Origin of the sequence: Pseudomonas zeae (assembly GCF_014268485.2) — a bacterium.
Lineage (GTDB): Bacteria > Pseudomonadota > Gammaproteobacteria > Pseudomonadales > Pseudomonadaceae > Aquipseudomonas > Aquipseudomonas neuropathica.
In genome coordinates this window covers 3,123,999-3,144,249 of the sequence record NZ_CP077090.1, presented here as the reverse complement: position 1 = coordinate 3,144,249, position 20,251 = coordinate 3,123,999, and the positions used below count along the sequence as shown (strand labels likewise).

General features: G+C 52.3%; 16 protein-coding genes. 14 read left to right on the top strand and 2 right to left on the bottom strand.

The genetic code is table 11. The features are described 5' to 3' along the window. Positions 1-184 precede the first annotated feature (184 nt). Genes xylB through HU754_RS13760 form a run of 3 tightly spaced genes read left to right on the top strand, consistent with a single transcriptional unit; the run spans position 185 to position 3,299 of the window. Positions 185-1,681, top strand: a complete 1,497-nt coding sequence (gene xylB, locus HU754_RS13770) for a xylulokinase (RefSeq protein ID WP_186621513.1) — start codon at positions 185-187, stop codon at positions 1,679-1,681. Positions 1,682-1,694: 13 nt separating this feature from the next. Then, entirely contained in the window at positions 1,695-2,633 is a 939-nt protein-coding gene (locus HU754_RS13765; protein ID WP_186621512.1) for a carbohydrate kinase family protein, read from the top strand. 45 nt (positions 2,634-2,678) lie between these two features. Next, complete coding sequence (locus HU754_RS13760; protein WP_095120893.1) at positions 2,679-3,299, top strand: transglycosylase SLT domain-containing protein; 621 nt, start codon at positions 2,679-2,681, stop codon at positions 3,297-3,299. 130 nt (positions 3,300-3,429) lie between these two features. On the opposite strand, the gene HU754_RS13755 is transcribed toward HU754_RS13760, so the two are convergent. After that, positions 3,430-4,731, bottom strand: coding sequence for an OprD family porin (locus HU754_RS13755; protein ID WP_186621510.1), 1,302 nt, complete (start codon positions 4,729-4,731; stop codon positions 3,430-3,432). Between the two features lie 374 nt (positions 4,732-5,105). On the opposite strand from HU754_RS13755, the gene HU754_RS13750 reads away from it, so the two are divergent. From HU754_RS13750 to HU754_RS13700, 11 genes are all read left to right on the top strand, one after another. Further along, entirely contained in the window at positions 5,106-7,160 is a 2,055-nt protein-coding gene (locus tag HU754_RS13750; protein WP_186621508.1) for a type VI secretion system Vgr family protein, read from the top strand. Further along, a complete protein-coding gene (locus HU754_RS13745; RefSeq protein WP_186621506.1) occupies positions 7,151-8,014 on the top strand; it encodes a DUF4123 domain-containing protein in 864 nt (287 codons plus the stop codon). Before HU754_RS13750 ends, HU754_RS13745 begins: the two co-directional genes overlap by 10 nt. A gap of 32 nt (positions 8,015-8,046) precedes the next feature. Further along, entirely contained in the window at positions 8,047-11,349 is a 3,303-nt protein-coding gene (locus HU754_RS13740) for a hypothetical protein (protein WP_225919985.1), read from the top strand. Further along, positions 11,249-12,325 (top strand): tetratricopeptide repeat protein, encoded by a 1,077-nt coding sequence (locus HU754_RS13735; RefSeq protein WP_225919984.1) that lies wholly within the window; start codon positions 11,249-11,251, stop codon positions 12,323-12,325. Before HU754_RS13740 ends, HU754_RS13735 begins: the two co-directional genes overlap by 101 nt. 2 nt (positions 12,326-12,327) lie before the next feature. Beyond that, positions 12,328-13,365 (top strand): tetratricopeptide repeat protein, encoded by a 1,038-nt coding sequence (locus tag HU754_RS13730; protein ID WP_225919983.1) that lies wholly within the window; start codon positions 12,328-12,330, stop codon positions 13,363-13,365. 5 nt (positions 13,366-13,370) lie between these two features. Further along, entirely contained in the window at positions 13,371-14,339 is a 969-nt protein-coding gene (locus tag HU754_RS13725) for a tetratricopeptide repeat protein (RefSeq protein WP_186621496.1), read from the top strand. A gap of 96 nt (positions 14,340-14,435) precedes the next feature. Further along, a complete protein-coding gene (locus HU754_RS13720) occupies positions 14,436-15,422 on the top strand; it encodes a tetratricopeptide repeat protein (RefSeq protein WP_225919982.1) in 987 nt (328 codons plus the stop codon). Positions 15,423-15,523: 101 nt separating this feature from the next. Next, positions 15,524-16,432 (top strand): tetratricopeptide repeat protein, encoded by a 909-nt coding sequence (locus tag HU754_RS13715; protein ID WP_225919981.1) that lies wholly within the window; start codon positions 15,524-15,526, stop codon positions 16,430-16,432. Positions 16,433-16,434: 2 nt separating this feature from the next. Next, a complete protein-coding gene (locus tag HU754_RS13710) occupies positions 16,435-17,472 on the top strand; it encodes a tetratricopeptide repeat protein (RefSeq protein ID WP_225919980.1) in 1,038 nt (345 codons plus the stop codon). 32 nt (positions 17,473-17,504) lie between these two features. Continuing rightward, a complete protein-coding gene (locus tag HU754_RS13705; RefSeq protein ID WP_186621490.1) occupies positions 17,505-18,449 on the top strand; it encodes a tetratricopeptide repeat protein in 945 nt (314 codons plus the stop codon). Positions 18,450-18,669: 220 nt separating this feature from the next. Continuing rightward, positions 18,670-19,422: a tetratricopeptide repeat protein gene (locus tag HU754_RS13700; protein ID WP_186621489.1), complete on the top strand. Its 753-nt coding sequence runs from the start codon at positions 18,670-18,672 to the stop codon at positions 19,420-19,422. Between the two features lie 108 nt (positions 19,423-19,530). Here HU754_RS13700 and HU754_RS13695 read toward each other — a convergent pair whose 3' ends face one another. Then, positions 19,531-19,827 (bottom strand): hypothetical protein, encoded by a 297-nt coding sequence (locus tag HU754_RS13695; protein WP_186621488.1) that lies wholly within the window; start codon positions 19,825-19,827, stop codon positions 19,531-19,533. Positions 19,828-20,251: the final 424 nt, after the last annotated feature.

The window sequence follows — 20,251 nt, the reverse complement described above, 5'->3', positions numbered from 1 at the left end:
GCTCCGGTTTGAGAGAACCGCAGTCGAACTCAGCTTTTGAACAGCTCCGGTTTGAAAGAACCGGAGTCGAACTCAGCTTTTGAACATCCCCCGATCGGCTCCCTTTCCCCCTCGCCCCCTTGGGGGAGAGGGTTGGGGTGAGGGGGTAAGCTCTTGATCTTCACCACACCCGAGTGGTTCACACATGACAACACAACAACTGTTCCTAGGCATCGACTGCGGCACCCAAGGCACCAAAGCCATCATCCTCGACGCCGCCACCGGCCAGGTCCTCGGCCAAGGCGCCGCCGCGCACACAATGATCAGCGCCGCCAACGGTCGTCGCGAACAAGACACCCAGCAATGGCTGGACGCCTTCGCCATCGCTACCCGCCAGGCATTACTGGCGGCAAATGTCGATGGCCAGTCGATCCTCGGCATCGGCGTCTCCGGCCAGCAACACGGTCTGGTCCTGCTCGATGATCAAGGTGAAGTGCTGCGCCCGGCCAAGCTCTGGTGCGACACCGAAACCAGCGCCGAAAACGACCGTCTGCTCACTCATCTGGGCGGAGAAAAAGGCTCGCTGGAACGCCTCGGCGTAGTCATCGCGCCGGGCTACACGGTGTCGAAACTGCTCTGGACCAAAGAACAACACCCTGTGGTGTTCTCGCGCATCGCACGCATTTTGCTGCCGCACGACTACCTGAATTTCTGGCTGACCGGCCGCGCCTGCAGCGAATACGGCGACGCTTCCGGCACCGGCTATTTCAACGTGCGCACCCGCCAATGGGACTTGCAACTGCTGCGCGACATCGACGCCAGCGGACGCCTGCAAGCGGCGCTACCTGAGCTGATCGATGCGCACCAAAGCGTCGGCACTCTCCTCCCGGCGATTGCCGAACACCTCGGCATCAACCCCAACGCGTTGGTATCGAGCGGTGGCGGCGACAACATGATGGGCGCCATCGGCACCGGCAATATTCAGCCCGGCGCGATCACCATGAGCCTCGGTTCCTCCGGCACGGTGTACGCCTATTCCGAAGTGCCGAAAGTCAGCCCGGACGCCTCGGTCGCGACGTTCTGCTCGTCCAGCGGCGGATGGTTGCCGCTGATCTGTACCATGAACCTGACCAACGCCACCGGCGCGATCCGCGAGCTGTTCGACCTCGATCTGCAGCAGTTCAACGACCTCGTCGCTCAAGCCCCCATCGGCGCTGACGGCGTGAGCATGCTGCCGTTTCTCAACGGCGAACGCGTCCCCGCCCTGCCCCACGCCACCGGCAGCCTGCACGGTCTGACGCTGGACAACCTGACCCAGGCCAATCTGTGCCGCGCCGCCGTCGAAGGCACCACCTTCGGTTTGCGCTACGGGCTGGATTTGCTCCGCCAGAATGGTTTACAAAGCCGCAGCATTTGCCTGATCGGCGGCGGTTCGAAAAGCGCGGTGTGGCGGCAGATCGTCGCCGACATCATGAACACCCCGGTGATCTGTACCGAACAAAGTGAAGCCGCAGCCTTGGGCGCAGCGATTCAAGTGGCGTGGTGCAAATCCTGGTCGAACGGCCACGAAGACACCCTCGCCGATCTGTGCCAGCGCTGCGTGAAACTCGACTCAAGCAGTGAAACCCTACCGATTGCCGCCAACGTCGCGGCGTTCCAGCAGGCCTATGAACGCTATCAACAGCATGTCGCAACCCTATAAAGAGCAAACAATTATGTATTTGGTGTGTGGCGAAGCCCTGTTTGATTTTTTCAGTGAAGACGACGCCAGCGGTCTGGCCTCGAAAGTGACTTTCAAGGCGATTGCTGGCGGCTCGCCGTTCAACGTTGCCGTCGGTTTGCGCCGCTTGGGCGTGGACTCGGCCTTATTTGGCGGGCTGTCCACCGACTACCTCGGCCGTCGTTTGCAGCGAGTGCTGCAGGACGAAGGTGTGTGCCCGGACTATCTGGTGGATTTCGCCGCACCGACCACGCTGGCCATGGTCGCCGTCGGTGCCAATGGCTCGCCGCACTACAGCTTTCGCGGTGAAGGCTGCGCCGATCGGCAGTTGAGTCTGGCGCATCTGCCAGAGCTGGGCGCTGAGGTGCGCGGCTTGCACATTGGCTCGTTCTCGCTAGTGGTGCAGCCGATCGGCGACACCTTGCTGACCTTGGTACAGCGTGAAAGCGGCAAACGCCTGATCACCCTCGACCCGAACGTACGCCTCAATCCCCAGCCGAATATCGACCTGTGGCGCGAGCGCATCGCGACGCTGGTGCCACTGGCCGATCTGATCAAGGTCAGCGACGAAGACTTGAGCCTGCTCTACCCCGAGCAGGACCCACAACGCGTGATCGAAGGCTGGCTTGAACACCGCTGCCAGATCGTCTTCCTCACCCGTGGCGGCGACGGTGCCAGCGTGTTCAGCCGCCAGCATGGCAACTGGTCAGTGCCGGCGGCCTCGGTGCAGATCGCCGACACCGTTGGCGCGGGCGACACCTTCCAGGCCGCGCTGATCACCTGGCTGACCGAGCACGGTCTGGATTCGGTCGAAGGCGTGCAGCAACTCGCTCGCGAACAGATCGACGCCATGCTCAGGTTCGCTGTGCAAGTCGCCGCGCTGACTTGCAGCAAGACCGGTCCGGATCTGCCCTATCGTCACCAATTGAGCTGAGCGCGTAGACTGTCGGCCTTTTTGCGCACGACGGGATAACGGCTTTTGAATTACAGGCAGACGCTTGGACTACTGACACTGGCAACGCTTCTGAGCGGGTGCGGCACCTCGCCGCCCCGCTCGCCGGAAGACATCTGCGAAATCTTCCGGGAAAAAAGCGACTGGTACGACGCCGCGCAAGTCACGCAAAAGCGCTGGGGCGTGCCGATTCAGGTGCCCTTCGCGATCATGTATCAGGAATCCGGCTACCGCTACGACGCCAAGACTCCGCGCAAATACTTGCTCTGGGTAATCCCGTGGGGCCGCGTCTCGACCGCCTCGGGTTATGCGCAAGCCAAAGATGAAGTCTGGGCCGACTACCAGAAAAGCACCGGCCGCAACTGGGCCGACCGCGAAGACTTCGACGACGCCATCGACTTTGTCGGCTGGTACATGGACAAGACCTACTCGATCAATGGCGTGTACAAGTACGACGCCTACAACCAATACCTCAACTACCACGAAGGCTGGGGCGGGTTCCGCAACAAGACTTACGCGAGCAAAGCCTGGCTGATGCCGACGGCGCGCAAAGTGCAGAATCGTTCGGATGTGTATGCGCGGCAGTATGCCGGGTGCAAAGAGGATTTGAATCGGGGGTTCTGGAGCCGGTTCTGGCATTGGTTGTAAGGACGCCTTCGCGAACAGGCTCGCTCCCACAAAGATCTTCAGTGAACACACATGTTGTGTCCGACATTGATCCCATGTGGGAGCGAGCCTGCTCGCGAAAGCAATCGATCAGACGCTACAACTCCACGCCTTACAACACCGAAAAGCTATAACTCACAATCAACCGGGTCTCATCCACATCCCGGGCAAACTTCTCATAATTAGTGCGATACGTAGCATTCCTCAAACGCAAACTCACATCCTTGAACGTGCCCGTCTGAATCACATACTTCAACTCGCTGTCGCGTTCCCACTCCTTGCCTTCCTGATCACTGCCCAAAACCTTGATGTGGTCACCGTTCACATAGCGGGTCAGGAAGCTCAAACCATTAATGCCAATAGCTTTAAAGTCATAGTCATAACGCAACTGCCACGAGCGTTCCTGCGCAGCGGCGAAGTCGTTGACCTGCACGTAGTTGACCAGATACGGATTGCTGCCATCGAGGTACGGCATCGAGTTATCGCCGTTCATGCGCTGCCAACCGGCGCTGAACGTGTGACCGCTGTGCGCATACGACAACATGCCGCTCAACGCCCGGTTATCGATGGAACCGGCCTTGGCATCACCGCTGTCGGCACTTTTCAGCACACGCAGATCCGCTTTAAGCACACCGCCACCTATCGGTTGATTACCCAACAGCCCGACGAAGTGCTGACGATAAATGTCTTCCAGTTCGGCGTAGTGATACTGCGCGGTCAGGCGATCGTTGATCTTGTAGTCGAAGCCGTACATGTCGAAATGGTCGGCGGTGGTGTTGCACGCATAACGCTTGTTCTTGCAGTGCACGCGGATGTCTTGCGAGTCGGTGGAATCGCGCGCGGTGTACTTGTCCAGGCGCGCGGCCATAAAGGTCAGGTCTTTCACCTCTTTAGAAGTCAGCATGGCGCCGTTGAACATCGTCGGCAGCAAACGGCCGTCGTTGTATTTCAGCAACGGCAGATCCGGCAGCAGTGCGCCGTACTTCAGCACCGTGTCCGAGACCTTGACCTTGGCGGTCAGGCCCATTTTCGCGTACTGGCCTTTCGAGCCGCGCGGGTCGTTGCCGCTGGAGGGCAGCAAGCCGCTGTTGCTGCGGTCCGGGCTGGAATCGAGTTGAAAGCCGAGCATGCCCAGCGCATCGATACCAAAACCCACCGTACCTTCGGTGTAGCCCGATTGCAGGTTGAGAATAAAACCCTGTGCCGACTCTTCACGCTTGGACGCGCCCTGATCGTTCGTGGTGTGCCCATCACGGAAATCGCGGTTGAAGTACACCGTGCGCGATTCGATCTTCGCCGTGGTGTCTTCAAAAAATCCGCTGGCCTGAACCTGTGCGGTAAAACCTGCGCACAGCACAAAGGCTCCGAAGCCAAACGACTGGCGCGGGGTGATGAGGGGAAATGGGGGACGCATGAAAAACTCCAACAATGCAGCGTTTGCGCAAGCGCGCAACAAGCCAGAAAAATAGCTCCCGTCCCGGGTCAGATTGAACCAGGAGAAAGTGAACACGCAGGGGTGAACGGCAATGATGGCAGATGGCTTTGACGTGCTACAGGCGACTTTAGTCTGAATCTGACTGAGGATTCTTCAACGCAGGGTCGTGGGAAAAGTTGCCGGCGATCAACACCAATTCGCAGCAAACGCCCGGTTTCATTGGGCGAAACACCTCACCTAAGGGTTTTCCCTATACCGCAAACCTGCCAGACCTACGGCTTTTGTGCCTTGAACGAGGCGGCTGAATCCTCCATCATCCGTCACCTGCTTATTCAACGGACGGAATTCAAGGCATGCTGGACGCCAACGCAACCCACATTACCCTCACGCTTGAAGGCGCCAACGCCGACCTGCAAGTCCTCAGCTTCACTGGTCGCGAAGCCCTCAACGAACCGTTCCGTTTCGACCTCGAACTCGTCAGCGCCCGCCCCGACCTCAAACTCGAAGAGCTGCTGCACAAGCCCGGCGTCCTGACTTTCGGCCCGACCGGCGAAGGCAAGATCCACGGTCTGGTCTATCGCATCGAGCAAGGCGACTCCGGCAAAACCCTGACCCGTTACAGCCTCAGCCTGGTGCCACAACTGGCCTACCTGCGGCACAACCACGATCAGCAGATTTTCCAGCAACTGACCGTACCGAAGATCATCGCTCAGGTGCTGGAAGATCGCGGCATTCTTGCCGACGCCTACAGCTTCCAGCTCAACGCCGAGTACCCGCAGCGCGAATACTGCGTGCAGTACGACGAATCCGACCTGCATTTCATCCAGCGCCTGTGCGAAGAGGAAGGCATTCACTTCCACTTCCAGCACAGCAGCAGCGGCCACAAACTGGTGTTCGGCGACGACCAGACCGTATTCCGCAAGCTGAAACCGGTGAGCTACCAGCAAGACTCCGGCATGGCCGCTGACAAACCGGTGATCAAACGCTTCAACCTGCGCCTAGAAACCCGCACCACCCGCGTCAGCCGGCGCGATTACGACTTCGAAAAACCGAAGATCCTCCCCGAAGGCGCAGTCAAAACCGAGTTCGCCCCGGACCTCGAGGACTACGACTACCCCGGCCGCTTCACCACCCGCGAACGCGGCAAGTTCCTCTCCACCCGCGCCCTCGAACGCCATCGCAGCGACTACAAACTCGCCGAAGGCAAAGGTGACGAACCGACCCTCACCAGCGGCCATTTCCTCACCCTCGCCGAACACCCGCGCGCCGAATGGAATGACCTGTGGCTGCTGCTGGAAGTCTTCCACGAAGGCAAACAACCGCAAGTACTCGGCGAAAACGTCACCAGCGACGTCACCGACAAAAAAAGCGATTTCCACCAGGGCTACCGCAACAGCTTCCTCGCCACCCCGTGGGACGCGCACTACCGCCCTGCCCTCGAACACCCGAAACCAAAAGTCCTCGGCAGCCAGACCGCCGTCGTCACCGGCCCCGCAGGCGAAGAAATCCACTGCGACCAGTACGGCCGGATCAAAGTGCAATTCCACTGGGACCGCGACGGTCAGTCCAACGACAAAACCACCTGCTGGATGCGCGTCGCCAGCGGCTGGGCCGGCGCCGCGTACGGCGGCATCGCCATCCCGCGCATTGGCATGGAAGTCCTCGTCACCTTCCTCGAAGGCGATCCCGACCAGCCATTGGTCACCGGTTGCCTGTACCACAAGGAAAACGTCGTCCCCTACGACCTGCCGGCCAACAAGACCCGCAGCACCTTCAAAACCCTGAGTTCACCGGGCGGCAAGGGCTACAACGAGTTCCGCATCGAAGACAAGAAAGGCGTCGAGCAGATCTACATCCACGCCCAGCGCGACTGGGACGAAAACATCGAGCACGACCAGAAGATTCGGGTGGGCAATGAACGGCACGACACCGTTGAAGCCAATACGCTGAGCGAGTTCAAGGTTGAAGAGCACCGGATTACGCATCTGGATCGGATTAGCGAGATGCGGGCGGATGATCATCTGACGGTTGGAGTGACGCAGCATTTGAAGGTGGGGACTGCGCAGTTTGTTGAGGCTGGGTCAGAAATCCATTACTACGCCGGTCAGAAAGTGGTGGTCGAAGGCGCAATGGAACTCACGGCCAAGGCTGGTGGGAGTTTCGTCAAGGTCGACGCGGGTGGCGTGACCATCAGCGGCGCCGAGGTGAAGGTCAACACTGGCGGCTCGCCTGGGGTTGGGACGCCTGCGGCACCATTGCTGCCGGGACCGATGAAAGTGGCGGATGCGGACAAGGCCGGAAAAGTACTCATCCCGCTTCCAAAGCGTCTGAACGAGTCAGGTATCACGCCGTTGTGCGGAAAACAAAGCAACGGCGCCTGCAGCCGTAAGGATTGCACATGCATGTAAAAGCGCTGAGCGCCCTCCTCGAAGCGCCACGCCATGGGTTCGAGGAACTGCCGAGAGAAAGCTCCGACCTGACCCTGTGTTTCATCATCGATCGCGTCCGCCAGCCGGAAGCCATGAGCCGCTTCTACCGTGTCGGTGAGCCCGTAGACACCCAAGGTCTGTTTCTCAACACCGACTTCGCTGAAATCGCCGCTGAAGGCCCTCTCTGGCTGGTCGCCCCGTGGGGCAGTCGACTCGCAGCCGAAGCGGCAAAGCTCTGCGAAGAAAATTTCTCCGGCATTGCCCTCTCCACAACAGATCCAGCCAAGGCACTGGCACATGCCCGCTGGCTCCTGCGTGCCAACGATGGCTCCGGTGGCCAAAGCCTATTGAGCTATCACAAGCCAAGCCTGTGGGCCGCGCTGGCCTACACCGCTGGTGAAAGTTCGCATCAGCTTTTCGGCCCTTGGCAACACGTTTACAGCCCGGCACCGGTCCACTTCGGGCGCAATCGCGGTCGCTGGCTCAGCTGGCGCCCCGTTTCGGAACTTGAATGGCTGGGCGACGTCTCAGCGTTCAACCTGCCGCCAACAGCGCCAAAGGTTCAGGAGCATCTGGGTTGGGTTTACTGGGCAGACGAGCAATACGCTGCCTACGGTGAACCCACCGACGAACAACTGCCCAACCTCGTGGAAAACCTCAACGTGCTGGTTGCGCACAACATTTACGAAGGTCGTCATTTACTGAAACTGGGCCAAATCACCAACGGCCCGCTGCTCGAGACGCACCCTCAGGCAATGGCCATCCTGCAATCCAGGGAAGAGTCGTTCATCAAAGTGCAGCAGTTGCAGCAACTCGCTATCAGCGCTGCTTGATGACCCGTCCGTAAAGAATGAATGGAAGCAAAATGGAAACTGATATCTCAGTAGCACCCAAGGTAGATTTCAACAAACCAGCTGCGAACCCATCGACTTCAGCGGTACCGGTCGAGAGCAAGCCTGCCCTGGAACTTGATCCCCAGCCTGAAGCGCCTGACAGTTGTTCCAACGCGTTCGACCAGGTAAAGACGGCCTGCTCGACGGAATATGGCGAAGTGATCTACGCCACCAAAGAAAAAATGTTTTACCTGTTGCCTAAACGTGCAGCCAGCTCGATCAAAGAGGCGATGAATGAACTCGAGCAACATATCAGCGCCAGCAAATCTCCAGAAGAACGACTCAAGGGGATGAACACCGCAGGGCTTCTGGAATACTTTCTAGAGCCGAAGCTGAGTAATTTCCTGCAAGGCGAGCAAAAAAGCCGAATGCTCGAAATCGAGGCTCAGGAACCCGATATCGCGCAGCCCACGATGGCTATGCGATTGAAGGCTGTCAGCCGAGAGGCTCGAAACTCCGCAGCGCTGGACAAACTGCCGGACCAAAGCGAATACGCTCGCAATCGGGAGCTTGCCAATCAACAGCAAGCGAGCCTGCTTGAAGCCAACTCTGACGGGCAGAAACTGCAACGCCTCTATAACGAATGGAAAAAGCTGAAAGCGGTTGCGGTCGCACAGGCAAAAATTGCTGGCTACACCTACGAAAGCGGCAACCTGTTTTCCCCAGGGGCGATCGAAGCAAGAAATCGCGTGCAGACTTACTTGAAAGCCCGCGCTGCGCTCACCAAGAGTGGCAAGTTGACGACTCTGAAAGAGGCAGACTTTCAGAAAAACAAAAAGGCCTATCTGGATGCGACAAACTGCGTCATCGATGGCAAAGCCCGGATGTGTGGTTATTTAAAGGAAGTCGCCAACGAGCGCGAAAAAGTCGAAAAAGACTTTGCTGCTTATATCGATGCGATTTTGAAAGTTGCCGACTATGGGCTGGCCCTACCGGAATTTGCGCTTATTCCTGACACTGGCGACATCAGCGCAGGTATCGAGAAATTCAAGGCATATCTCGAGATGGAGCAGCGGCAGATCAAGCTCACGGAGCAGATCCGCACGAAATATAAAGCCTGGATTGACGCCAGCGGGCAAAACGTCGCGGCACCTGCAGGTATCGTGGAGGCGGAACGGGCAGAATGGCAGCGCATTCAGCAAGATCGCCTGCAACTTCGCGATGACGCAGAGGCTGCAGTGGCCGCAGCCCTGCCGCTGCGACATCTGCTGTGGGAGCCCGAGCAATTTCAGCCGAAACCGGAAGAACGCTTGGTCAAAGCAGGCTTTCCTTTGCGCGAAGTAGCACTTTTAAATAGCCCCAACAGTCCTGTCAAACACCTGAGCCTGCTCAATCTCGAGGGCATCACAAAGGTATTGAAAAAGGACGCGAGTGAAATCGGCGCCAAGGCAAGCAAAGACTTGCAGAAACTTCCGGGGAACAGCACCGGGAAAGCAACGTCGGACACTGACGACAATCCTTTCCATGAGTGGCTGCGGCTTGAAGGTGCACTCGCCATCAAAGATCAGCAGAGTGACTGGTTTGATGAGAAAGGCTGGTTTGATGTGGAAATGTTCCACTCTTACCTGAAATCGAAGAACTACAAGGTCGAAACCTTTGAGGATGCCGGAGCCCGCAAGGATTGGGGACTTCGTCTTCGTCAGTTGCTGTTCAAGGAAGAAGTCAGAAGCTCCTTGCGCCTGTTCGACAATAGTCCTCAAGCTCAACTCGTGCGTTGCCTCACACCGCCACAGCCATCAATCCACACCGGCGCCAAGATAACCGGCCCGACATTCAGTGTGGCGGATAACTTCAAAGCCTCCGCGAAGGCAGAAGTGAGTCTGGGCATTGACCTCGCCCGTGGCGAAGTTGAATTGATGAAAATGGATCTTCCGGGCAGAGATCAGGCCCAAGACATCCTGATCCCTTACCTCGACTATGAGAAAAACCGCAAAAACCTGAATCTAGGTCGGTTCTCGATCCACCTGGGCGCTAGAGCTTGGGGATACACCGGCGCCACCCTCCTCCTTTCCTCCAGCGTGCAGTTGGGACGTGCAAACGTGCAAGGCGGCCTGAACCTACCGGAAATCACCGACGCAAAACGACCGGATACGACACATGCAACCGCTGCAACCGCGAGAAGCGAACCGGTGCTGGAAGGTAACGCGGCAAAAGTTCGGGTAGAGGACGGCGCCAAAGCCCAGTTCAACCTCTTTGCGGGAGTGCAGGCAGGGATCCTACTGACAGGCGCCTTGAACTGGGCGCCGCCAAAAGAAATCGCAGCATTGCGCACCGCGCCTTCACCAGGAATGGCCAATAGCGTCAACAGTACCAAAGCCAGCCAATGGTCGAGTCTGGCGCGACTGACCGCCGGTTTCACCGCCGCATACGGCCTCGGTGCATCAGCAGACATCGGTATTTCCTTGCACGAAGGCCGCTTCATCATGCGGTTCAAGGCATCCGTCATTGTCGGTGCCGGAGCCGGCGGCGAATTCCAGTTCGAAGTCGGTTATGACGGTGTTACTGACTTGATTAATATCCTGCGCCGTGAGATGCACAAAAATCAGGATAAATCGCTGATTTTTGTTACGGATGAAGCTGCCGAGTACATCGACAAACTAAACTTCCTAGGTGCTAATGGCTTTGAAGTTGCAATGTTTTACATGCAAGGTGTTGATATCGTAATGTCGTTGTATGAGGCGTTAACCGGCGGAGGTAGAGGGGCGACGATCGCTCATACGATTATGAACTATCGTAATCAAACTGAGCTGGACCAATGGATCTTAGCAGCAACCCCTGGTGCGCTTGGCCCTATGTTCATGACACTAATTTCCGCTGCTGAAGAATTTAAGATAGAGGAATACGGCGGAAGCGGCGCAAAAACAAAAACATACTCAAAAGACCAGTGCCAACTACTTCAACAACAAGCTATTGAGCGGATGCTTGGACTGATTGTACGTCAAGCTAACGCACAAGGAACGATACCACTTGCTCAAGCACAATTTGAAGAAGCTTGTATGAGTATGAATCGCTTTGGGACCAAAACAGCTATTGGTGCAGAGCAGAATTATTGCGAAAATCGGTTGCGTATGGACAACTTTATGTCAGAGGCCGTTTTAAGATTACACAATGATGAAAATGACGAGATGCGCTCGCGCTACAAATCACATGTGAAGCTTTTAGGAGCCAGATTAGATGGCTCATGCCATAGAGTTCAATATTACGGAAAAACTTTCGTTCCCGGTGGAAAAGCAACCTATACACCTCCGCCCCAACAATTTGAAGGGGGAAAATAAGATGTCACGCACATTAATAAACATTCTCACTGCAATCACAATACTATTTTCTGGACATACGCTCGCCCAACTGACTCCTTACCAACAAGCTGCAAAAATTCGCGGGATAATGTTATTCAAGCAATACAAACCGGCGGAATCTGAACTACGTGTTGCCGCAGAGGCTGGAGATTCGGAGGCACAGTTCTATCTAGCAGATGAGCTTCGCCAGCAAAAGCAGCGAATGACCGTCGAGGCACAAAAGTGGTATGAGGCTTCGGCCTCCCAAGGCGATTACTATGCAATGTTCAAACTTGCAACGACTTCAGGAGATCTTTGCTCCGTCATCAATCAATGTCCTCCAGGAAGCAAAAAACCGAGTGAATGGTTAGACCTGTTGATAAAAACCGCAACTCCTCGCGCCGTAAGTGGGGATGCCGAAGCAATGGCGATTTTGTACAATGCAACTGCAGAGTTAAAGTGGTTGGAAAAGTCAGCGGCAGCCGGATATGCACCTTCACAGTGGTTACTCGCCAATCGTTATGCCGAGGGCGAAGGCACATTTTTACTTCCTTGGAAGAGGAAGAATACTGAGGAGGAGTTGCTAAAATCCGCCTCTGAAGGTGGCTACCCCCCAGCGATGATTGAATATATATCGATCCTTTTCCAACGGAACGATTTAGAAAGTGTTCGATATTGGTGGGAAGTGGCGGCAAAAACCGGTTACCAAGCCGCCGTTGCAAGTTATGGTGCGTATCTATCCCATACTCCCGACAAGGTTGGCTATACCATAGATCTCGTTAAAGGCTACGCACTCGTATCCTTGCTTAAAGAACTGGATGGTGGTGGAAACATTCAAGCTTATGTCGAAGGCAAGTTACCTCAAATAGCGGAGAAAATGACGCCCGCTCAAATTGAGGAAGCAAAAAAATATGCGATTGAATGGAAGGCTACTCACCCGCCTCTTTCTTTCTTCCCTGAAAAAATAGGCTTTTAATCTTGCATCAGTCTCTACAATTAAAAACAAGCTTAATTGCGAGACCAAGTTACTTTGAACTACTCAAAATCTTGACTCTAAGCTTGGCGTTTGCATGCATACTGTTCAGCAAACATGCAAACTCCGAGCTATCCACCCAACAACAAAAATCAAAAAACGAGGGGATAAAACTCTACAATCAATACAAAGCCACTTCTGCGATTGAGTTTTTGAAGATCGCCGCTGATGGTGGCGATGATGAGGCACTCTATTACCTAGGTGAATCAATAAGAAAAAACAACAGATACTTGACTCGGGAAGCACAAAAAGCTTACGAGGAGTCAGCAAAAAAAGGCAATATTTATTCTATGATCCGGCTCGGAGGAGCGGACCAAGACTTGTGCGTAACCATGAAGAATTGTTCCCCCTCTGAGCAATCGCCTGAAGGCTGGATGAATGAAGCTAAGAAGCTTGCAACTGATCAGGCATCTCATGGAAATGCTGAGTCTATGTACTTGTTATGGGAAATAACAGGGAACGATGAATGGTTAGAAAAATCTGCAGAAAAAGGTTTCGCATTGGCGCAATTTCGTTTAGCGACTAAATATCAAGAAGGTGGCGGAGTATTCCTACTGCCCTCCAGAAGATCAGATGAAATCGAAAAGTGGATGAAAGCGTCTGCAGAGAATGGCTATCCTCCAGCTATGATGGGATTTGCCGCTGCCAGGCTTGAAAAAGCCGACTTTTCATCGTTTAGAACTTGGAATGAAAAAGCTGCAGATTCAGGCTACGTATCAGCGGTTTTTGGTTATGCTTCTTATATAGGCGAAGTTGAACCAAAATACGGATTCACCTCAGACCCAGTGACGTCATATGCGCTACTATCAAATCTACTAGAGCTTGATGGTGGTGGAAACGTAATAAACAATGTCAACGATGTTTTGCCAGAAGTGGAAAAAAACCTGTCAACAGAGCAGATAGGGAAAGCAAAAGAACTCGCAAAAACGTGGAAGGCCAACCATCCGCCTCTCTCGTTCTTCCCTGACAAGCTAGGATATTAACGCCAGTGAGGCTATTCAGGTATTTCTTTGTTGCAACATTTTTAATAATTACCACGCCTGCTTTTGCGTCAAAATCAGCGCGCGAAGTTTCTGCAGGCATTGCTTTATATAATCAGTTAAAATTTGACGCGGCCTTTCCCTCATTAGAAAAAGAAGCGCAATCTGGAAATGTGGAGTCGCAATACTACTTAGGCGAAGCGCTAAGAAAGCGCAACCGATATATGACGCCAGAAGCACAGCACTGGTATGAAACGGCGGCGATGAATGGCTCCATATACGCTATGATTCAGTTGGGCAGAGCAAAAAACGATCTTTGCGTAATAATGGAAAACTGCCCACCGGCTAAAAAAACTCAAGCCGAGTGGTTCGTGGAAGCCAAGAAAATCACTTTGCCGAAGGCAAATGATGGCGATCCAGAATCTCTGTATTTAATGTACGAAATCACCTTGGATCATAAGTGGCTAGAGAAATCTGCAAATGCAGGATATCCACTCGCGCAATATTGGATGGCTGTAAGTGAAAGACAAGGTGAAGGTTATTTCTTCATTCCTGGAGGACGTGATGCGTCAGTAAGAAGATGGCTACTACTCTCTTCCGAGGGTGGCAACCCAAAAGCAATGATGGAATATCTAGAAACACTGTATGTAAAAGGAGAAATGGAGAGCACTCGGCACTGGCTTGAAGTGGCCGCAGCAACCGGCGAGCAAGCAGCTTTGAGCAACTATGGAGCGTACATTTCACATACTCCTGACAAAGTTGGCTACCCGCTGGACTTAGTTAAAGGCTACGCTATTTTTTCTTTGTTAAAGGAGCTCGGCGACAGCGGTGGAGTGCAAGATTATGTTGACCGTAAAATTGAAAAAATTGCTGAAAAAATGACACCAGAACAAATTGAACAGTCAAAAATCGTTGCACAAGAGTGGAAAGCTACCCATCCACCGATTTCTTTTTTCCCCGAAAAACTTAGCGACTGACTCCGATTTTTTGGATTTCTTCAGGGACGCGCGGACCGCCGCATTTTAATCGAAGACTAACCGCCCCCTTACTTTCGCAGAGAAGAAAAACCACCCATGAGTTCAGCAAAGACACTAATAAAACTAATGACTGCGGCGTTAACGTTATTAACTATAATAGCAACCGAATCATCTGCTCTAACGCACGAACAGTTTCAGGCAAAAATCCAGGGCATTGAACTCTACAATCAATACAAACCTGCGGCTGCAGAATTAAAAATTGCTGCGGAAGCGGGTGATGCCGAGTCGCAATATTATTTGGGAGAGGAGCTTCGACAGCAAAAACAATACATTACTGCCGAGGCTCAAAAATGGTATGAAGCCGCAGCCTTGCAAGGCGATTTGTACGCAATGTTACGACTCGCGACATCAAATAATGACTTATGCGAGGTCATGAACAATTGCCCTGAGGGCACGAAAAAACGCACCGACTGGCTGGAGTTATTAAACAAAGAAAGTGAACAAAAAGCAGATAATGGTGATGGCGAAGCAATGTACATTAAATATCTGTCGTCTGGGCAATTAGAGTGGCTGGAAAAATCCGCAGCAGCTAACTTCCCCAGAGGCCAGTGGCTTTTGGCAAATCGCTACAAAGAAGGTGAAAAATTTTTTCTGCCTTGGAAACGAACTGAAGAAGTCGGACGTTGGTTAAAAGCGTCAGCTGAAAATGGTTTCCCCGCAGGAATGCTTGAATACTCCGCATTTCTTTATGAAAACGGTGGCGATATCGGGGTAGCCCGGCATTGGATCGAAGAGGCGGCAAAAACGGGGTACGAGTCTGGCGTCAGCAGCTACGGGGCCTATCTTGCTCATGCCCCTTCACTATATGATTTTCCGCTTGACCTAGTAAAAGGTTACGCACTGACATCATTACTGAAGGAGCTTGATGGTGGTGGGAATATACAGCCTTACGTGGATGAAGTTCTGCCAGAAATTTCTGAAAAAATGAGTGCTGAGCAGATAGCAGAAGCCAGGGTATTTGCACAGCAGTGGAAAAATACGCATCCTCCCCTATCCTTTTACCCCGGAAAATATGGATTTTGACGAAACATTTTTATTCTGCAAAAGGAACGCGCCTTACAAGAATATTGTGTATTGGTTATTTCATATTCTTGACTTCGTTCATATTTCCCAGTTACGCGTCGGTGCAGTTGAGCACACAACAACAGGTAGCCAAACTGCAAGGAATCAAGCTATTCAATCAACATAAAAAAGCCGAGCGTGAACTACGCATTGCGGCAGAGGCTGGAGATACTGAAGCACAATTCTATTTAGCCGAAGAACTCCGGCAACAAACAATAACCCTTAATGCCGAAGCTCTTCAATGGTATGAGGCCGCAGCCACCCAAGGCGACCTTTATTCGATGATTCGAATCGGCCGAACCGATAATGACCTATGTTTGACAATGAAGAATTGTCCAATAGGAAAAAAAGAACCAAAAGAATGGTTGGCTGAAGCAACGAGAATCGCGAAAGACAAATCCGATCGCGGTGATGCGGAAGCTCTTTACATAATGTATGAGTTGACCGCAGAGAGAGAGTGGTTAAAGAAATCAGCACGCGCAGGAGATGCAATCGCCCAATATCGAATGGCTATTGGTGATCGTCAAGGAGAAGGTTTTATTCTTCCATGGAAGCGACAAGAGACAATCGAACATTGGTTTTTACTTTCTGCGAAAGCAGGAAACCCTAAAGCAATGATGCAACTTTTTGGTATATATAGAGAAAAAGGCGAACTGGAACAAGCCCGCTATTGGGTAGAAAAAGCGGCGTCGATTGGATATGAGGCCGGCGTCTATAACTATGGATACTTTTTAGCCGTCGACCCTAAAGCACTCGGATTTACGGAAGATAAAATCAAAGGGTATGCATTAATTTCTCTGCTGAAAGAGCTAGACGGCGGCGGATCAGCACAAACAGATGTTGAGGAGACACTTCCACAAATTTCAGAAAAAATGACCCCGACGCAGATTCAGGAAGCAGAAGACTTTGCTTCCAAGTGGAAGACTACACACCCCCCTCTGTCTTTCTTCCCTGAAAAAATAGGCTTTTAATCTTGCATCAGCCTCTACAATTAAAACCAAGCTCAACTGCGAGACAAAGTTACTTTGAGCCACTCAAAATTTTGACTCTAAGCTTGGCGTTTGCATGCATACTGTTTAGCAAACATGCACATTCCGAACTCTCCACCCAACAACAAAAATCAAAAAACGAGGGGATAAAACTCTACAATCAATACAAAGCCATTTCTGCGATCGATTTTTTGAAAACCGCCGCTGACGGCGGAGATGATGAGGCGCTCTACTATCTGGGCGAAGCGTTAAGAAAAAATAACCGCTACATGACTCCGGAAGCTAAAAAAGCATACGAAAGCTCCGCAAAAAAGGGGAACATCTACTCTATGATTCGCCTTGGGAGAATTGAAGACGACTTGTGTTCAACCATGAAAAACTGTCCACCAGGTGAAGACTCTCCTAGCAACTGGGTAATTAAAGCTAAAAGCCTTGCAATTCAACGCGCAACGCAGGGAGATAGCGAATCAATGTACCTGTTATATGAAATGACAGACAACGATGACTGGTTGGAGAAGTCAGCAGAGAACGGATTCGCATTTGCGCAGTTCCGTCTGGCGACGAAGTACCAAGAAGGAAGGGGTTCATTTTTACTACCCTCGAGACGCGACCAAGCTATCGAACGATGGATGAAGGCGTCTGCTGAAAATGGTTATCCACTTGCAATGATGGGGTTAGCCGCAATCATGATCGAAAAAAATGATTTAGCCTCGTTCAGAAACTGGAACGAAAAAGCAGCTGACTCGAGCTATGTAGAAGGTGTATTTGGATATGCATCCTACATAGGCGAAGAAAACTCAAAATACGGTTTCGCATTCGACCCAATAAAATCATATGCTTTACTTTCAAACCTGCTGGAACTTAATGGTGGAGGCAATGTAATACGAGACGTCAATGACACATTATCCGGCATAGAAAAAAACATGTCAAAAGAGCAAATAGAAAAAGCAAAAGAGCTCGCAAAAACGTGGAAGGCCAACCACCCGCCTCTCTCGTTTTACCCTGACAAGCTAGGTTATTAATAGCAGTGCGAGCATTTGGAATTATTTTAGCAATGCTGATCGCCGCTCTTTCTGCAAACAGCTCAGCACATTCGCAAACAAATGAATCAACCCTGGGAGTGGTGTTATACAACCAGCTAAAGTTAGGCTTGGCGATTCCCGAGCTAAAAAAAGAGGCCGATTCGGGAAATCTTGATTCCCAATACTACCTTGCCGAGGCACTTCGAAAGCGAAGCCGGTACATGACTGCTGAAGCGCAGCAATGGTACGAAGCTGCTGCAAAGCAAGGGAACTACTACGCAATGATTCAGTTAGGGCGTAGTGGTGATGATCTATGTAAAAGGATGAACAATTGCCCAAACCCTATTAAAGCTCCAGTCGATTGGCTTCGTAATGCACGTGATCTAGCGCAGCCTAGGGCTGAACACGGTGACGCTGAGGCGATGTATGTTATGTATGAAATAACGTTAGATCGTAGCTGGTTGGAAAAATCAGCGCTTGCTGGAAATGCAACAGCGCAATATTGGATGGCTATTGGCGATAGACAAGGCGAAGGTTTCTTCCTTCCGGGCAGGCGCAACGCATCCGTCGGTAATTGGTTGAAAGCATCGGCCGAAGGTGGAAATCCGCGAGCGATGATGGAGTATGCGGCTTATCTACATGAAAATAGTGGTGATCTTGAAACCGCTCGCCATTGGATTAGAACCGCCGCCGAACGCGGATATGAGAGCGGCGTCACCAGTTACGGCGCGTACTTAGCACATGCTCCTGAAAGGTTCGGATTCGAATTTGATGTGGTAAAAGGATATGCGATAACCTCACTTCTGAAGGAACTAGACGAAGGTGGAGGGATGCAATCTTATGTAGATGAAGTACTTCCAGAGATTGCAGAGAAAATGACTCCAGCACAACTTGTGCGCGCCGAGAAATTTGCTTCAGCATGGAAAGCGGCACATCCTCCACTTTCCTTTTTCCCGGAAAAACTAGGCAGGCAATAGTAGTGTCTAAATTCTCTATGCGGCCTTTATTAATTGTTATATTTTTTTGGATAGATCTAAGCCTAGCGGCAGACAGCGAACCCGAAAAAGTTTCAGGACTGATCTTATACAATCAACTTAGAATAAATGCAGCGACTCAACAACTCCAAATTGAAAGCAACGATGGGAATTCCGATTCTCAATATTACTTAGCAGAAATCATTCGAAAAAAAGTCGCTACATGGCACCCGAAGCGCAACATTGGTATGAAAAGGCAGCAGAAAAAGACAATATCTATGCAATGATTCAACTGGGCCGACACAAAAATGACTTTTGTCAGAAGATTGGCAACTGCCCTCCATTCAAGAAAACCCAAGCGGAATGGTTTGCACAAGCTAAAGGATTAGTTCTACCAAAGGCGCAGGAAGGCGATCCCGAATCCTTGTATCTAATGTATGAAATCACTCTGAATCGTGAGTGGTTAGAGAGATCCGCAAACGCGGGATACTCGCTCGCGCAGTACTGGATGGCGGTCAACGAACGTCAGGGCGAAGGTTTCTTCTTGATTCCAGGAAAACGTGATGCATCTGTAAAAAAATGGCTTTTGCTTTCATCGGAAGGCGGATATCCAAAAGCAATGATGGATTACCTGGAAATTTTACATAGAGAAGGCGACACAGCAAGTATTCGCCAGTGGCTTGAGTTAGCAGCCCGCAGTGGTTACCAAGTGGCAGTAAGCAGCTATGGCGCCTATATTTCCCACACTCCGGACAAACTGGATTACCCCCTAGATCTATTTAAAGGTTATGCGCTTTTTACATTGCTTAAAGATCTAGGTGATGCTGGCGGAATCGGAAGATATGTTGAGCGAAAAGGTGAAGAAATTCGCGAGAAAATGACACCAGCACAGATTGAAGATTCAGAAAGAATAGCTAAAGAGTGGAAAACCACTCACCCACCCCTCTCATTTTTCCCTGACAAACTAGGAGATTGACCGCAGCCCCAGCGGTTAGTCGCACAACACCCCGCTTGCATTAACCGGCAGCAAGTGAATCAGCCCGCGTAAATTCGGCTGTTCACCCCTGCCGTTTTCACTAGCCCATCAAGCCGGCGCCTTCCAGCTCAACATCTGCTGCTGCGCCACCTGCAGCAAATCATTGCCATCCTGCGTCAGCAGGTAAAGCGCATGGGTGATGTGTGGAATGTCCTGCACGTCGGCGTGTTTGAAGCACAGGCAATGCAAGGTCTCGAGCAGGTCGGCGGCGGCGCGGATGCGCTGGACGGCGGCTTCGAGGATGTCTTTCGGGTTGGCTTGGGTGTCGATGAGCAGTGTCGGGGTTTCGGTGACATTGCTGCTGAGGGGGAGATAGCGGTTTTGTAGCAGTTTGATTATCGGCATAGGTGATTACTCAATTGGGGCGAAAGTAACCGCCAGCACTGTGACCAAACAGTGGGAGGCGGACTGTGTGCAGGCTTGGTCAACCGAGAACAACCCCAACTCAGCTCGCCCGAAGGCGTCCTGCACACAGCCGCCACAGCTATGCACCGCACGGACATAGATGTCCGCAGCGCAAATGATGGCACATCTGCAATAAGGGAAGTTATCAGGTGACCAAACCCGAACCACTGATTTTGCAGCGGCAACCGACAATAACCGCCCCGCTCCAGCCGCCGGAAGCAGACAAGGCACCAGCCTTTGTAGGAATTCGCCAAACCTTCCAGAGAAAACCGCCGCACTCCCTGACAGCCGGCGTTCAGCTCGGTTAACCATCCCTTAACGCCGTGGTCAAAAACTCTACTGAACCGCACGCCCTCAGCCGTTT

Bases quoted from the DNA above. Each gene is read 5' to 3' on its own strand.
- xylB (WP_186621513.1), top strand. From the start codon at position 185: ATGACAACACAACAACTGTTCCTAGGCATCGACTGCGGCACCCAAGGC.
- HU754_RS13765 (WP_186621512.1), top strand. From the start codon at position 1,695: ATGTATTTGGTGTGTGGCGAAGCCCTGTTTGATTTTTTCAGTGAAGAC.
- HU754_RS13755 (WP_186621510.1), bottom strand. From the start codon at position 4,731: ATGCGTCCCCCATTTCCCCTCATCACCCCGCGCCAGTCGTTTGGCTTC.
- HU754_RS13750 (WP_186621508.1), top strand. From the start codon at position 5,106: ATGCTGGACGCCAACGCAACCCACATTACCCTCACGCTTGAAGGCGCC.
- HU754_RS13745 (WP_186621506.1), top strand. From the start codon at position 7,151: ATGCATGTAAAAGCGCTGAGCGCCCTCCTCGAAGCGCCACGCCATGGG.
- HU754_RS13740 (WP_225919985.1), top strand. From the start codon at position 8,047: ATGGAAACTGATATCTCAGTAGCACCCAAGGTAGATTTCAACAAACCA.
- HU754_RS13735 (WP_225919984.1), top strand. From the start codon at position 11,249: ATGGCTCATGCCATAGAGTTCAATATTACGGAAAAACTTTCGTTCCCG.
- HU754_RS13720 (WP_225919982.1), top strand. From the start codon at position 14,436: ATGAGTTCAGCAAAGACACTAATAAAACTAATGACTGCGGCGTTAACG.
- HU754_RS13705 (WP_186621490.1), top strand. From the start codon at position 17,505: ATGCTGATCGCCGCTCTTTCTGCAAACAGCTCAGCACATTCGCAAACA.
- HU754_RS13700 (WP_186621489.1), top strand. From the start codon at position 18,670: ATGGCACCCGAAGCGCAACATTGGTATGAAAAGGCAGCAGAAAAAGAC.
- HU754_RS13695 (WP_186621488.1), bottom strand. From the start codon at position 19,827: ATGCCGATAATCAAACTGCTACAAAACCGCTATCTCCCCCTCAGCAGC.